This window comes from Phocaeicola sartorii JCM 17136 = DSM 21941 (assembly GCF_054653615.1).
The window spans coordinates 2120528-2134408 of the sequence record NZ_BAAIFW010000005.1 but is presented as its reverse complement, the minus strand read 5'-3'; the positions used below and the strand labels follow the sequence as shown (position 1 = coordinate 2134408).

Annotated in this window: 16 protein-coding genes; 5 read left to right on the top strand and 11 right to left on the bottom strand. The window is 39.6% G+C overall.

What is annotated here, in order from left to right; all coding sequences use genetic code 11:
- Nucleotides 1-79 precede the first annotated feature (79 nt).
- Genes ACYQ0C_RS08945 through ACYQ0C_RS08935 form a run of 3 tightly spaced genes read left to right on the top strand, consistent with a single transcriptional unit; the run spans nt 80 to nt 936 of the window.
- Nucleotides 80-187, top strand: coding sequence for a smalltalk protein (locus ACYQ0C_RS08945; RefSeq protein ID WP_016276446.1), 108 nt, complete (start codon nt 80-82; stop codon nt 185-187).
- Entirely contained in the window at nt 184-606 is a 423-nt protein-coding gene (locus ACYQ0C_RS08940; protein WP_016276445.1) for an N-acetylmuramoyl-L-alanine amidase, read from the top strand. Before ACYQ0C_RS08945 ends, ACYQ0C_RS08940 begins: the two co-directional genes overlap by 4 nt.
- Nucleotides 607-621: 15 nt before the next feature.
- On the top strand, nt 622-936 hold the full coding sequence (locus ACYQ0C_RS08935) for a hypothetical protein (protein ID WP_025077278.1): 315 nt from the start codon (nt 622-624) through the stop codon (nt 934-936).
- Nucleotides 937-1118: 182 nt separating this feature from the next.
- Here the strand turns inward: ACYQ0C_RS08935 and ACYQ0C_RS08930 are convergent, their stop codons facing one another.
- Together ACYQ0C_RS08930 and ACYQ0C_RS08925 are read right to left on the bottom strand one after the other, a co-directional pair.
- Entirely contained in the window at nt 1119-3023 is a 1905-nt protein-coding gene (locus ACYQ0C_RS08930; RefSeq protein WP_016276443.1) for a DnaB-like helicase C-terminal domain-containing protein, read from the bottom strand.
- Nucleotides 3020-4177, bottom strand: coding sequence for a DUF4373 domain-containing protein (locus ACYQ0C_RS08925; protein ID WP_016276442.1), 1158 nt, complete (start codon nt 4175-4177; stop codon nt 3020-3022). The genes ACYQ0C_RS08930 and ACYQ0C_RS08925 overlap by 4 nt, the downstream gene beginning before the upstream one ends.
- A gap of 247 nt (nt 4178-4424) precedes the next feature.
- Here ACYQ0C_RS08925 and ACYQ0C_RS08920 point away from each other — a divergent pair, with 247 nt between their 5' ends.
- Nucleotides 4425-4604, top strand: coding sequence for a hypothetical protein (locus ACYQ0C_RS08920; RefSeq protein WP_167330607.1), 180 nt, complete (start codon nt 4425-4427; stop codon nt 4602-4604).
- A 191-nt stretch (nt 4605-4795) separates the two neighbouring features.
- On the opposite strand, the gene ACYQ0C_RS08915 is transcribed toward ACYQ0C_RS08920, so the two are convergent.
- Nucleotides 4796-4960 (bottom strand): hypothetical protein, encoded by a 165-nt coding sequence (locus ACYQ0C_RS08915; RefSeq protein WP_167330606.1) that lies wholly within the window; start codon nt 4958-4960, stop codon nt 4796-4798.
- Nucleotides 4961-5153: 193 nt separating this feature from the next.
- Here ACYQ0C_RS08915 and ACYQ0C_RS08910 point away from each other — a divergent pair, with 193 nt between their 5' ends.
- Entirely contained in the window at nt 5154-5405 is a 252-nt protein-coding gene (locus tag ACYQ0C_RS08910) for a DUF6722 family protein (RefSeq protein WP_016276441.1), read from the top strand.
- A 261-nt stretch (nt 5406-5666) separates the two neighbouring features.
- Here the strand turns inward: ACYQ0C_RS08910 and ACYQ0C_RS08905 are convergent, their stop codons facing one another.
- Genes ACYQ0C_RS08905 through ACYQ0C_RS08870 form a run of 8 tightly spaced genes read right to left on the bottom strand, consistent with a single transcriptional unit; the run spans nt 5667 to nt 13836 of the window.
- Nucleotides 5667-6479 carry a YjbH domain-containing protein gene (locus ACYQ0C_RS08905; RefSeq protein WP_016276439.1) on the bottom strand — a complete coding sequence of 271 codons (813 nt, stop codon included), beginning with the start codon at nt 6477-6479 and terminating at the stop codon, nt 5667-5669.
- Nucleotides 6480-6483: 4 nt separating this feature from the next.
- Nucleotides 6484-7200: a WecB/TagA/CpsF family glycosyltransferase gene (locus ACYQ0C_RS08900; protein ID WP_016276438.1), complete on the bottom strand. Its 717-nt coding sequence runs from the start codon at nt 7198-7200 to the stop codon at nt 6484-6486.
- A gap of 26 nt (nt 7201-7226) precedes the next feature.
- A complete protein-coding gene (locus ACYQ0C_RS08895; protein ID WP_016276437.1) occupies nt 7227-8342 on the bottom strand; it encodes a glycosyltransferase family 4 protein in 1116 nt (371 codons plus the stop codon).
- A gap of 30 nt (nt 8343-8372) precedes the next feature.
- Complete coding sequence (locus tag ACYQ0C_RS08890; RefSeq protein WP_016276436.1) at nt 8373-9092, bottom strand: glycosyltransferase; 720 nt, start codon at nt 9090-9092, stop codon at nt 8373-8375.
- 6 nt (nt 9093-9098) lie between these two features.
- Nucleotides 9099-10469 carry a bifunctional cytidylyltransferase/SDR family oxidoreductase gene (locus ACYQ0C_RS08885; RefSeq protein ID WP_016276435.1) on the bottom strand — a complete coding sequence of 457 codons (1371 nt, stop codon included), beginning with the start codon at nt 10467-10469 and terminating at the stop codon, nt 9099-9101.
- Complete coding sequence (locus ACYQ0C_RS08880; protein ID WP_016276434.1) at nt 10466-11296, bottom strand: LicD family protein; 831 nt, start codon at nt 11294-11296, stop codon at nt 10466-10468. Before ACYQ0C_RS08880 ends, ACYQ0C_RS08885 begins: the two co-directional genes overlap by 4 nt.
- 39 nt (nt 11297-11335) lie before the next feature.
- A complete protein-coding gene (locus ACYQ0C_RS08875) occupies nt 11336-12526 on the bottom strand; it encodes a glycosyltransferase family 4 protein (RefSeq protein ID WP_032941832.1) in 1191 nt (396 codons plus the stop codon).
- Between the two features lie 29 nt (nt 12527-12555).
- Nucleotides 12556-13836 carry an O-antigen polymerase gene (locus tag ACYQ0C_RS08870; protein ID WP_016276432.1) on the bottom strand — a complete coding sequence of 427 codons (1281 nt, stop codon included), beginning with the start codon at nt 13834-13836 and terminating at the stop codon, nt 12556-12558.
- Nucleotides 13837-13881: the final 45 nt, after the last annotated feature.

Here is a 13881-nt window from a genome sequence, read left to right as displayed (position 1 = left end):
CGTTCTCATTCGGGCACATTTCCTTGAATACCCTTCGCAATTCATTTATTATCAACTTACTAAAACCAAAGAAAAATCTATGAACGAAAGAACAAAGAAAACTACCTGGACACTGATTCTGAAAGTGATCATCACCGTAGCCACCGCCCTTGCCGGCGCGCTGGGACTGAACGCCTGTATAGGATGACCATGAGAACCATCACCCTGATTATCATCCACTGCTCCGCCACCCCCGAGGGGCGGAGCCTGGATTTTGAGACCTGCCGGCAGGATCACATCCGCCACCGTGGTTTCACGGACATAGGATACCATTTCTACATCACCCGCGACGGAGAGATCTACCGCGGACGCCCCCTGGAGAAAATGGGAGCGCACTGCAAGAACCATAACCGCCACTCTGTAGGCATCTGCTATGAAGGCGGACTCTCGGCGGACGGCACCCCTGCCGACACCCGCACACTGATGCAGAAAGGAAGCATGCTGGCACTGCTGCGCGAGCTGCACCTCCTGTTCCCCCAAGCGCTGATCGTGGGCCATCATGACCTGAATCCCATGAAGCCGTGCCCTTGTTTTGATGCTGTGAAGGAATATTTGACACTCAATTAAAAAAAAAGAATGAAAATGAACTATCTGATCAATCAACTCATGACCGTGGACAAAACTTTCTACCGTCATTATCTGGAAATGCTGCTCACCCTGGACCGCATCCATGCCCTCACCCCCTGGCAGATGTCCATGCTGCTGTGGAGGGCCAAGCTCTTCCATGTACAGGTGCTCTACCCCGAACTGCTGCGCATCAGCCTGTGCACCGGACAGGAAAAGGACGAGATACGCTTCATGAAAGGATGGAAGCTGAAGGAGCTGGAGAAAATAATGCCCGCATGGCAGCGACGGCAGTGCGAGGAAATAAAAAAGGAACGGTGGAGAGGGTTTTAAACGCTTAAATGTGTCAAAACGAAAAAGGCCATCGCGAAAAGTCACAAGTTGTAACGACAAGACCTGAAAGAGTCGTATCAAGCTCCATTCCGAGCATTGATACGGCTCTTCTTCTTGTCGTTAAAGGCAATGATCCCTCATTGACCGGAGGAAATTTCTTTGCAGACTTGCCCACTGTAAATCTACCCTTCCTTGCCGTACTCCAGCTCCTGCTGTCCGGGCTTCAGCTTCTCCGTCAGGAAATTGGTACGATCCCACTTCGGTTCGGGCGGATTATGATCCAATGTCCTCTCCTCGGTAGGGGTGTAGCGTCCGTTGTAGGTGCTGAAAGCGAAGAAGGCATCTCCCGGTCCGCCCAGATGGTCGAAACGTACCTTGGCCACACGTACCAGCACCTGCCCCAGCTCATCGTTACGGTCTATCACCATGCCATAATCCGTCTTGTTGAAGAAGGCTGCCGAGCCGTTGATGTCATAGAGTGTGGGCACCGGCCAGCGTTTGCTGCCCGGTTCGCGGCGCAACTTGGTGGGGTGCGCCACCAGGATGAGCAACACCTTGTGCTTCACGGCAAAATTGGAGAACTCATCGAAGATGCGGCTGATGTATTGTGTTTCCGTCTCCCAGTCGGGAATCTGATGCTCGAAGCGGTTGAAGGGATCCACTACCAGTACCTTCACCCCCTTCCGGCTCACCAGCTGGGCGGCAATGCGGAGTATGCTCTCTACCGAGAAGTCCTCTTTCGGCATAATGGAGAAGACACTCTGCGCCAGGTAACGGATGGCCTGTCCGGCTTCCGGCAACGGCATCCCCTCGTGCTCGAAGCGCTTGCCCACCACGCGGCGTATCAGTTTGCGGTAGTGATAGGCCAGCGGGGTGTTCTCGGGACTGAAATAGCCCACCTTCCAGTCGTGGCGCAGGAGCAGGCGCATGGCGATCTCGTCCACAAACTCGCTCTTCCCGCTGCCGGGCACACCTGTGACCGTAAGCACAAATCCCCGCTCGAACTTGATCAGACGGTCCAGATTCTCCAACCCCGTATCGGCCCCCTCCGGCATGCCGTTGTAATAAATATCCATCAGCGTATCCCATTCGTCCATGGGGCAGAATACTCCCTCCAGAGGTATTTCCGCCGCTTGCTCCACCTGTTGGCGGAGCCGGGGGAGGTCATATTTCAGCAGATACTCGTTGGCGTCCTTGCAGCCTTCGCCCCAGGCCACCACCTTGCAGCGGTCCATGCCCAGGCGGCGCACCAGCTCGTCGCGCAACTCCACTCCGCGCTTGTCGGTATCCATGGCCAGGATGATTTCCGTCTTGTCATCGAAGTGCGACTCCACGAAGCGGTCCAGCCACTGAAGGTTCGCGCCTCCGGCTCCGTTGGGTACGGACACCACTTCTTCCAGTCCTGCGGCTATCAGGCTGAGGGCGTCAATCTCGCCTTCAGTGATGTAGCACTTTTCCTTCCCTTTTATGGCGTCTATGTTCCAAGGAATCAGCTCGGCTCCTTTCACCATCTTGAAATGCTTCGCGGCATCCCGGAATTTCATGTTTTTCATTACTCCGTCCTCCAGGTAAGGGAAGCAGATGCAGGCTTCTTCCTTGCCGGTCTGCGGCAGGAATTCCATGCGTTCCTCTATCTTCATCCTTGTCAGGACGTCCATCGGAATACCTCGTCTGCCGACCATGTATTCCATCATTTCTCCATTCATAATTTGTTTGTTTTTATTGATTACCGGGCATACGTAATGTACAGGCGGTGGCAGGGGGATGTGCGGCTTGCACGGCGGCGTGTTACGTTGCTGCGCCATGTCACGTTGCTGCGAGGCTGAATCCCTCTGCTGTTTCTGCCGTTCCCGGTCTTGTTGTTTCTGTTCTCTTTTCCGCATCTCGTCCTCGTTCCACGCTATGGCGAAATCACAATGAAAGCACTTCGCCCATCCCCCTTCACGGGTGATATGCACACTGAACGAAGGGTCTTTGGGATTGCTTCGCGTTGCGGAACATTCGGGACAAGGCATACGGAAATGGTCTTTTCTACGCGGCAGGCTTTTCAGCCACCGCACATAGGCTGCATGTTCTTCGCGCGTCATATCCACCTCTTTTTCAGGTTATCCCAAGTGACACGTCCGTTGGGACGCGGCGGTGCATCGGCGGGAAGGGGCACTCCGCAATACGAACGTTCGCCGGTCTGCGGGTTGTACGACTCGTAGGGCGAGAATGAGACTGATTCTTTTTGCATCCGGCTCCTTTCTTTCAACTTTTCTTCCAGAAAAAGACGGGTGGGCTTCCCTGGACGGATATAATTGGCAAAATAGGCCTGTGCTTCGGACACAGAAATAATGCGTTCCGTACTTCCCTGAGCCACAACATGTTTTTTAAACATGGAACGCATAAAGGGAAGGTTTTTCAGAAAGTCTCCTTTCAACCCCGACATCATTCCCACAGTTTCCACCCAACTTCGATTCTTAAAAGCTTCATCGATATGGCATTCCCATTGAAGCATCTTCCCGGCTTCTTTTCCGGAACAGAATTTCATGCCGTCGTCGATGTCGATGTTTGTTTCTGTTACATCTACATCATCTTCTTTTTTCTTCTCTTCTCTATTCTCTTCTTCTCTTATAAAGTTTTGCTTAAAGCTTGCTTGCGAAGGCTCGTTACAACACTCATTATCAACGCATTGAATCGAATTTTCGGTTAAAAACGCATCCATGTTTTTTTCAGCCGTATTTTTCATGCTATCCGCACTACTTTTCACGTTGTTTTCTGCACTGTTTTCCATATAGATTTTTTCCTTGCTATCCATGCAGGGTGCATCACTGCCTTTCCCCTCATTGATTCCGTCCCTCCCTATTTCAGACGCTGTGGGCACAGTTGCTTTCACCGTCTTTTTCTTACAACTTTTTCCTCCTTTACTACCGGCGGCGGCACGTTTCTCCGAAAGTTTGTTCTGATACCCCATCACCTCATCCAGATACAGAGATCGGAAATACCCGTCCTCTGTAATAACAAACAAGTTAAAGTCTTTGATAAGATGTTGCAGATTTTCCACGGTAACGCCCCATTGTTCGGCCAATAAATCCAGTTCGTTAAAATCATGTTTGTACTCCTCCTGTTTCCGCAGAAACAAGATCGTTTTAAGATACAATCCCAGCCCCATGCATTTCATGTCGGCATTCAGCTTCATCATTTTGTAATCCGACATCAAGCTGCAATTCAGCCGGATAAACTGCTCTGTATAATCCATTTTTTTAGTGTTAGCATCAATTATAATGCAAAGGAACACAAAAAAGAAATAGGGCGTTGCTCACAAAAACAGGCAATTGTTAATAAATATTTCGTATCTTTGCCGGGACATTTTGTAAGTAGCTATGATTATGCTATTTACAAGTTATTATTAACAATTTAATTTTTTATTTACATGAAAAAAATTTGAAGTCATCAGCACCTGTATCGGTAATGCCGTACGAAAACACGATTTGAACCCCAGCAACTTGAACGAACAAGGTGTGATAGGCCGAAGTACCGCCACCAAAATTCGCGACGGAAAGATTGTGACTCCAAATTCTTACTTTAAAATGATGAAATGGCTGGAAAGGGAGAGACCGGAGATTTACAAAGAAGCCATGGAGCACATCCTGAAAGGACTGAGCAAGCTCAAAATGGAAGAGTAACCTCCCGGCTTCCACGAGGTGGGAATTTCCCTCTGTAAACGGGGGGAAACGGGAAACCGCCATAGAGCGCCTCTGTATGGAGACTGCCTCTATGGCGGTTTTTACACCTGGGATAGCTATTTTATTATCTTTGCAACAGTTGGATATAAGAAAGGTAAACCCTCAAATTAGGGCTTACGTAAATCATCTGCCTATTCCTCTGCTGACATATTGCCGCCCCAATCGCCTTCGTAACAAGCAAAAGGATCTTCTGTTTCCATATTCTGTTCCTTTGTATACGTATTTCTGATGGAATTTGTCAGTTTTGCAATCAAATCCGGTTTTTCATCTACACTCAGTGAAGACAATACACTCATATACAGGTCTGTTGCCGGAATTAAATTAGCGCATATTCAATTCAGCCAACAGGTTATTTTAATATTTTAATACCGGAATGTTTGGAAGTTCTCCCCCTTATCGGTAACTTTGTCGCATCACCTTTTCCGTAAAGTCCGGCATCCAATTTTACCGCTTCCGGTAAAGCGGAAAGGCTAATGAAATATAAAAGCTATGGGAAATTGGAGTGAACAACAGGAAGTGAGGAAAGAGGTTAAAGAGAAAGATAAGGTAAGGCGTGAAAAACTTGCCAGTCTTTTCTTTGATCTTTGTAAAGTCACTTATACTGTGCTGGTCGTAGGATTGCTGGTTACATTATTCCAGAATGAATTATATACAAACTATTTGATGATTGCATTTGTTGTTGTAGGAGTACTAGTGGCTTTTGAATTTGCAAAGATTGGAAATAATATTTTAAAGAAATAATAATTATGGTTGCATTGATAGGACTAATAATAATAGCGATACCGGTAACGGCTTTTTGGATTTACACCGAAACACCGTCGGGGAAGAAGTGGATAAAGAATCTGTAATCTATGACACAGTTAGGTGGTGTGACTTTTACAATTGTTGCTAAAAGTGGCAGGAGCATTCCTTATATGGCTTTATGCCAAGTCGGGCAAGAAATGGCTGGAAAATCCATATTTACCAAGTATCTCCGGAGATCTTAATCGGATAATCTTTTTATCATTTCAGATGGATTTTGAAGTAAATGCCACCGGAGAAGTATTTCCCGTTGTTCAGTTCGGCAATCAGGTTGATGTGGTCTTTCCAAAGCTGGTAGTGTGCCCCGATGTTCACGGTGCGGGCGTCATATTCGGCCATCAGGTTAAGATTATTAACAGCTTTAATCAAAGGCTGGTCACCGAGTAGCTGAAAACGGAAGTTTGTGCCGAATGAAGGACGTTTATAATGCTCCATACCTTTGGCATTACCATATACAAATGCGGCATGAACACCCCATTCACCTATGTTCTGAAAATTCAGATGTTTGGTTACAGCCAGATAATAGCGTGTAGCATAATTATTGGAACCGCTTGTATTACCGGACACCAGTTCCCCACCGCCATGATCGGCATGAGAGGTGGGATCGTCCAGACCAAGGACGATTTGCGGTGTCCACTCCTTCCACCACCCTTCTTTCCAAAGGCGCAGACGCGCACTGAAAATCCGGTCCTGATTCGTGAATTTCCCCCAAGACTGTTCCGGGAAATAAGTAGAGCCGTGATCCGCATGTATCAATGTACAGATATACGACGCCTCCAGCCAGGGAAACATCGTTATATTTATGTAATAATTGAAGGTGTACCCCACCTCACGGCTACGAAAATGGGTGGATAACGGATGAGTATTCAAATAGTTTCCACCAAACAGGAACGTTTTATCACGCTGCATATCAGCCGTGGGAGCATGAAGCAGTCCGGTAGTTCCCAGCAATGCCTGGGCATCAGCCCATAAGGAAACACTACACCAAAAAACGAGCAATAAGATTCTTTTCATCAAGCTACTCCTTACATATATTCCACATGAACAACAGATTGCCGATAATATAACGTCTCCACATCCGGCGGGGTTCTTTCAACAACCGGTAGCACCATTCCAGAGAATGTCTCTGCCACCAGGCGGAAGCACGCTTTACCGTTCCGGCATAGAAATCAAAAACAGCGCCTATCGTTCCGCAATGGCAATGGATGTTTAACTCATGCCAATGCGTGTACGCCCATTTCTCTTGCTTGGGAGCAGTCATCCCTATCCAGAGCAAATCAGGATTTGCCTTGTTGATAGCTTCGACTATCGCCCGATTCTCCTCTTCCGAGAACTCCGGCTTATAGGGTGGCGAATAGGTTTCCACTTCGATGTTGGGATAATCCACTTTCACACGCTGTTTTATCAATGCCAATACTTTTTCACTGCTGCCCATGAAAAAACATTTTCCTCCGGTAGTATTCAGCTTGTTCATCTCGAACTCGAACAGGTTCCAGCCGGCAATACGCTCTGTAGGTTTGGATCTTGCATTCAGCCAACGACACGCCTTGACAATACTTGCTCCGTCAGGAATTAACACATCTCCCTGCTGCAAAGCTTCGGCAAAGAGTTTGTCTTTCTGGGCGGTGTTGTAGGAATGGGCGTTGATGGTGTTGATCAGGAGTTTGCCGGAAGGCAAAGTGGTCAGCCCTTGATGGCTTTCCAACAAGGGTAAATTTTTTAACTTCAATAACATGAATATTGTAGTTCTACCTTTAAAAATTAGTTTTCTTTTTCCTTTTGAGGAAGATTTTGAGATAATATATCCAGCATCCTGTGCTCAAATCGTTGTAGAGTAAATTCACGACAGAATTTATCATAACCGGCATTTCCCATTTTAACTCTTAATTCCTCATCATCCAACAACTTCGCAATACAATCAGCCAACGAATACGGATTCTGTTTTTCACAAATCAAGCCATTTTCTCCATCTTTTACAATATCGGGGATGCCGCCTTCATTGGTGGAAATGACTGGCAATTTATATTCCATGGCTTCTAAAATGACCAAAGGGAAACACTCATTCATTGTTGGAAGAATGAATATATCTGCTTGTTGAAAAAAAGTATTTTTTTCTTCTCCTACTTTTCGACCGACATAAGCAACCCTATCATTCAAATCCCGTTTATCCACTTCTTCTGAAAACTGTACAGCATTAATCTCGGCTGTTTCTCCACCTACATACTGACAATTAAAAAGATACCCTTTTTCTTTCAATATTCTTAACGCATCAAGTAATACAAACACTCCTTTATTTATCAATAGATTAGAAAGAAAAAGTAGATAAGGGACTTCGTTTTTCCGTCTTGCTTCAAATTCTCCTTTACGTAAGTTTGGTATACCATTCGGACAAATATACACATCTTCTCTTTTTACATACTTGGCTATATCTTTATAAAGATTCTCTGCCAACAGAATTACTTTCAAATTGCTGAAAAAACGTTTATAAAAGAAGTTATAAACCCATTTACTCTGATAAGCCGAAACGCCTTTATTGTGATAATGAGCTATAACTTTGCACCCCATACTTTTCAGCATCTGCACTACAATAAAGTCTTTAAAAAAGGCTTTTCCTCCGGCATTCGGAGTGATATAAACCAATTCGGGACGGATTTCTTTTACAACGTGAGAAATATGCTTTAGAAGAAAGAAATACTTCAACAGCTTTTTTAAACTTATATGCCCAATATCAGACAAACTTCCTGCTGTAGCTAAATTTATACAAAAACAATCGAAAGAAGAATTTATCAACTCACTTTCTTGAATGTATTTCCCCATCATGGCTGCACCGTGTATAGGAGGCGGAAGATGAAGAATAAAAAGAACTCTAAATTTCATCTAAAAAATTATATTTCTAAAATCATCAAATCATCTAGCCCGCCAAAGCACCCATAATATCATCTTCAACCTATACCAAAATTTAACAATAATAGGAACACTAAATCCCGTATCTGAGACATTATATCTATGAATACGATGAGCACATAACACATCTTGTTGTATATATAATTGTCCCATTTTTTTTGCTAATAATCCAATAAACATATCATGCTGTGGAACAGTAGGAATAGGTAAGATACGTTCTAACAAAGGACGTCTAAAAGCCATACTAAAACCATATAATCCAAAATTTCTACACATATAAATAAAAGAATGATTGTCATTGGGATGAGCACCTATTATACAATCATTTTCGTCAATGAAAACAAAAGAGCAAGCACTACAATCAAAACTCTCTAAAGTATTTAACTGCATATCTATACGATTAGGATACCAAATATCATCTTGATCCGAAAGAAAAATATATTCTCCTGTAGCATACATTAAAGCATTCTCAAAATTTTCAGTAGCAGCAAAGATACTTTTATAAAACTTATGTTGTTTTCCTTTATGATGAATTATTATAATTCGATCATCTTTTATTTGACTTATTTCTTTTAATGAATTATCTGTTGAACCATCATCTGAAATAATCAACTCCAAATCCACATTTGAATGATATTTAAACTCTTGATTTAATATGGAATCGATCTGTCTTTTTATCCAATCCCCTCCATTATAGCTTGCTAAACAAACTGAAACTTTCATTACAAATTATATTCTTCTCACATCAATAACTTCTCCTGTCAACTCTGAAACTAAGGTATTAATAGAAGCTATTGCAACTGACTTTGGATCCAACAAAGTATTTTTAGGCTCTATACCAAAATTTTTCACCCTCATTGGAGTATGTGTACGCTCCGGATTAATGCAATTTACACGAATTCCAAATCCCATCCATTCCTCACTTAAAGCTTGTACTAAATTAACAATTGCTGCTTTGGTAGATGAATAAATACTATACATCATACGCCCCTTAGTATAACTACTGCTTGTATAAAAAAGTAAAGCCCCACTAGTTTCTTTCAAATACTCAAAAGCTTCTTTTGCTACGTTGATAACTCCCAAATAATTAACGGCAATACTTTTCTGAATCACTTCATACTTCATTCCATTGAGTGGTTCTTTAACCAATAATCCAGCAGTACATACAACATAATCAATACGGCCATTTCTTTCTTTTATTTCCTTCAAAACAGAACATATTTGATTTACATCTGTCACATCCAAATTATTTTGTGACCGACTAAACGAATAGACAACCGCTCCTAAATTACGTCCTAATTTTACCACCTCTTCGCCTATGCCATAACTACCTCCAAACACAACCATAACTTTATTAGGTAATATCCTATTTACCTCAGAATCAAGTTTGTGATTATCATTCTGTATAGTTTTTAATTGAAACAATTTATCCAATAAAAATAAATCTTCAACATAAGTAACCTTCATATTAAACACCTCACCTTGCACTACATAAATAGGTTCATTAGGCAAATATTTACACACAACCCCACAATCATCTGTCGTATGAAATTCAGGATCTTGCAAAGCCAAATCATACGCTTTTTTTATGACACCACGTTTAAAACATTGGGGGGTTTGACCACAACGTAATTCATTACGCGGTGGAATTTTATGTATACAATTATGATTATTAAGCTGAATAATGGTATCTGTTGCATTTATCGCTACATCTACAGCATTATATGTTTTCAGAGCTTCAATACAATCATTAATAATACGGTCATTGACCAAAGGACGGACAGCATCATGAAACAATAAATTTATATCATCTGAATCATACGCATCAATTGCTGATAAACTCGAATCATAACGTTCCTTTCCTCCATGTAAAATCTTTTTTACTTTTATATATTGATTCTCAACTACAATCTTTTCAACTTCACTTATAAATTCCTCTTTAACAACAATAGCTATTTCATCAATATTCAAATTCCGTTCAAAAACCTCAATTGTATGTTCTATTATTTTTTTGCCAGCAACTTTTTGAAATTGTTTAGGTAAATCTTTCCCTAATCTAGAGCCTTTGCCTCCTGCCAAAATTACAGCTATAGTTTTCATTTCCAATAACATTTAGATATATGATGTGAAAATTGTTTATCTTTTGATGGAATATCCATATAAGATTTCCCATAGAGTTGTGATAAATAAGTGTCATATCCTACTGGAGCACTATAAAATTTTCCTTCAAACTCTACTTTTATTTTATCTGAATATATTGCCTTATTATTTGCTTCCTTTATCCCATAATGGGAAATAGCAGTAATACCAACAATATGGGCAGAATTAAAATCAAATGTTGAAGCCAATAAATTCCATTTTAACAATATTTTCTGTAACGAATTAATTCCAGCAATTTCTGTAGCTCGAAATAATAATATACTTATATTTTTCATCATTGTAGACAATAAGGTTTTTCCCTTACCCAATTTATATGTAGCACTTTGCAAGATTTTTCCTTTTAAAGAAATTGCAGAATAGAATCGTTTTATTTCCTTTGGACAATCAGGTAGTCCATCTATAGGAAAAACATCTACATTTACGCACAACCCTTTTGCATACTTTTTTCTAAGATTTTTTTCATACTTCCATGTTCTAATATCCCCAACTGTTGCAAAAGCAAACGGATAATGATTGTCTCTTCTATGGCACATGACTTTTAAATATTCATGTTCAGGGAATTCTATTAAAAAACGTTCATAATCAGGACGAGGCATCATTATATCAATATCATCATCCCAAGGAATAAAACCTTTATGACGCACGGCCCCCAACAAAGTTCCACCACATAAAAAATACGTCAATCCTACGTTTTCACAAAAATTTGAAACAAAATCCAATATATGTAATTCTATTTCTCTCAGTTCTTTAAGTTCTATCTCTTTCATACTTCACAATAAATAAGAACTAAATAAAATATATTTCTATTATTTTAATCCTTTAATAACTGCCTCATACACTCGTTGCGCACATTGTTTTGCACTAAAGTTAGCTTCTATTTTCTTTGATTCCTCTCCCATTGCTTTTAAATCATGTTTATGAAAAGAAGCCAAGGTATCAATAATTGTATGCATATTAAATGTATCAAAAACCATTCCGTTTAAATCTTTCTTTACTAATTCAGGATAACATCCATTATATATAGATGTAGCAACAGGCAATCCACAAGCCATAGCTTCAGGAACGACCAGACTCCAATTATCCTCAATTGTTGGCATTATAAAAACATCTGCAATAGAATAATATTTGTAAACTTGTGCATAATTTACTTTTCCTAATAAATGAATACTAGATATATTTCCATATTGCAATCTTAAGCTATCATAAAGATAACCATCACCCAATAACATAAGGTTATCATCAGGATATGATTTCACATGCTCAACCCATGCCTGAAGAAGGTACTTAACTCCTTTTCTCTCAACCATTTGTCCCGAAAATAAAAAAAGCAAGCCTTGCGTTTGTTGATACTCTTTTTTTAATTTCTTTTTATCCTTATCCGTCATTTGAGCAATAGCAGAAACCAATCCCTCACTATCTGCATTCATTCCTCCAATATGTATCTTTTCATCATTTACTCCAATAGACTTTAGATACTTTACAGTTTCTGAACCATTTACTAAATATCCAGTTACAAAATAATCTGTCAATTTTCGGTGTAACACTTTGATCCACCCTGCATTTCTTTCCGTATGCATAGTGCGTTCATAGCCTATATATAATGGTTTTCTTGTAAAAAAAGTATAAAGGACCAATAAAGGAGTCCATTGAAAAAAACCTTCAGATATTATAATATCTGCTTTTTGCTTTCTTATTAAAGAAAAAAGTCCTTTCGCTATAGGTATTTTTTTACCACCTTGTTCAGGCGCAAATTCATTGATCTTTTTCGTGAATGTATCATAAACAAGTTCTCCTTCATAAGGTATGGCATTATTTCCCATCACATCCTGAATTTTAAAAAGTAAATGTTCAAACCCAGGCCTATGATATCGGTTTACAGAGTATAAAACATAAAAATTGCCTTGAAACAATTCGTTTAAATATTTATAAAAAGGTAAACGATAATCCAAAAATACAGGATTAGCATACAAAATTTTAGGAGTATTGCTTGTATTCATAAAATATAGTTTTTTTGAGAAAATATCCATTATAATTTCGAAATAATTACTCTTTGCTGTTTTTTCTTTCGGCATTCGTGCATATACCTATTAAAATACATAATAAGGATCAAGATGAGCATAATTCCTATTCCCTTTTGAAAATAAAAACCTCTATATACATTTGAAGCAAAACCTATAGCATATAGATGCACTACAAATAGTAAAAACAGGAAATTACCTATAAATATTTTTTTTGATCTTAAGATCTTTAAGCAACTTATAAACAACAAAAGACAAATAAACAATCCTCCTATTAGACCAAAGTCCGAAACAAAATCTCCAATATATGTATAAAAAACCTCCACTCTCCTTCCATTTTTATTCAAATAATATTCATCACGCTCTTTGAACGTTGTATACGTTTTCAAACCTATAAGGCTTTTGAAAAAACATAAATTCACATCTCCTTTTGTATTGTGTTCTCCATAATACATTTCATTATTAAATTTGATAGGGCCTTCTGAAGAGTATAATAAAAGAGAGCCCACCATCGTCTTGTCTTGATTGCTTACATTATACCTAGAAAGTGTTATTATTGAAAAAAACACTAAAAACAATATAGAAAATATAGCGCCTACTTTTCTTATATACTTTATTTGCTTTTTCGAAAATAAGTTAACCATCATGAAAAAACAACATATATATAGAATTCCCATGATAATTATTATACCTCGCGTCCCACTATTTATTCCACTTAACAAATAATTAATCAGAACAACCCCTAACCCTATTGTTAATATTTTCCTTTCTTTAGAGAAATAATAAAAAAAAAGAAAAGTTGAGGGTAGTCTAAAATAGATACTCCACTGATTTAATCTAGCCCCTATATTTGAATATATTGACAATTCTTCACTACGCATTGATTTATACAAATCTGCAAAATCTGTAGTTTGAGTATTTGAAAATAATAATACAATGTTCTCAAAAAAAGGTTCTATGGACAGAATTATAATAAAATAAGAAAGAAGAATAAGAAAGTTGTCATTCCCAACCGTAGTAATTTTTTTTATTCTTCCATACTTAATAAAAGGATACAAACATAATAAAATACAACTATAAAGATATAAAAAAGGAGCAATCCGTATATGACCAAGCTCAAACCCCAATTCCACTAAAATAAAATAATAGAAAAATGAACCTATATGAGATATTGTGAACAGAGTCCATACTAAGGTACCAATATTCCATACTTTATATCGTAATAGGAATAAAAAAGTTGTAACATAAAGAGTTATATTCAACATTAAAATAAAAAGATCTTCATTCATAATATTATACCATTGCAAATATTACATAGATTATAGTACCATGAA

Excerpts from the sequence above, each read along its gene's own strand:
- ACYQ0C_RS08945 (WP_016276446.1), top strand. The coding sequence starts at position 80 with ATGAACGAAAGAACAAAGAAAACTACCTGGACACTGATTCTGAAAGTG.
- ACYQ0C_RS08940 (WP_016276445.1), top strand. The coding sequence starts at position 184 with ATGACCATGAGAACCATCACCCTGATTATCATCCACTGCTCCGCCACC.
- ACYQ0C_RS08935 (WP_025077278.1), top strand. The coding sequence starts at position 622 with ATGAACTATCTGATCAATCAACTCATGACCGTGGACAAAACTTTCTAC.
- ACYQ0C_RS08930 (WP_016276443.1), bottom strand. The coding sequence starts at position 3,023 with ATGACGCGCGAAGAACATGCAGCCTATGTGCGGTGGCTGAAAAGCCTG.
- ACYQ0C_RS08925 (WP_016276442.1), bottom strand. The coding sequence starts at position 4,177 with ATGGATTATACAGAGCAGTTTATCCGGCTGAATTGCAGCTTGATGTCG.
- ACYQ0C_RS08915 (WP_167330606.1), bottom strand. The coding sequence starts at position 4,960 with ATGAGTGTATTGTCTTCACTGAGTGTAGATGAAAAACCGGATTTGATT.
- ACYQ0C_RS08910 (WP_016276441.1), top strand. The coding sequence starts at position 5,154 with ATGGGAAATTGGAGTGAACAACAGGAAGTGAGGAAAGAGGTTAAAGAG.
- ACYQ0C_RS08905 (WP_016276439.1), bottom strand. The coding sequence starts at position 6,479 with ATGAAAAGAATCTTATTGCTCGTTTTTTGGTGTAGTGTTTCCTTATGG.
- ACYQ0C_RS08900 (WP_016276438.1), bottom strand. The coding sequence starts at position 7,200 with ATGTTATTGAAGTTAAAAAATTTACCCTTGTTGGAAAGCCATCAAGGG.
- ACYQ0C_RS08895 (WP_016276437.1), bottom strand. The coding sequence starts at position 8,342 with ATGAAATTTAGAGTTCTTTTTATTCTTCATCTTCCGCCTCCTATACAC.
- ACYQ0C_RS08890 (WP_016276436.1), bottom strand. The coding sequence starts at position 9,092 with ATGAAAGTTTCAGTTTGTTTAGCAAGCTATAATGGAGGGGATTGGATA.
- ACYQ0C_RS08885 (WP_016276435.1), bottom strand. The coding sequence starts at position 10,469 with ATGAAAACTATAGCTGTAATTTTGGCAGGAGGCAAAGGCTCTAGATTA.
- ACYQ0C_RS08880 (WP_016276434.1), bottom strand. The coding sequence starts at position 11,296 with ATGAAAGAGATAGAACTTAAAGAACTGAGAGAAATAGAATTACATATA.
- ACYQ0C_RS08875 (WP_032941832.1), bottom strand. The coding sequence starts at position 12,526 with ATGAATACAAGCAATACTCCTAAAATTTTGTATGCTAATCCTGTATTT.
- ACYQ0C_RS08870 (WP_016276432.1), bottom strand. The coding sequence starts at position 13,836 with ATGAATGAAGATCTTTTTATTTTAATGTTGAATATAACTCTTTATGTT.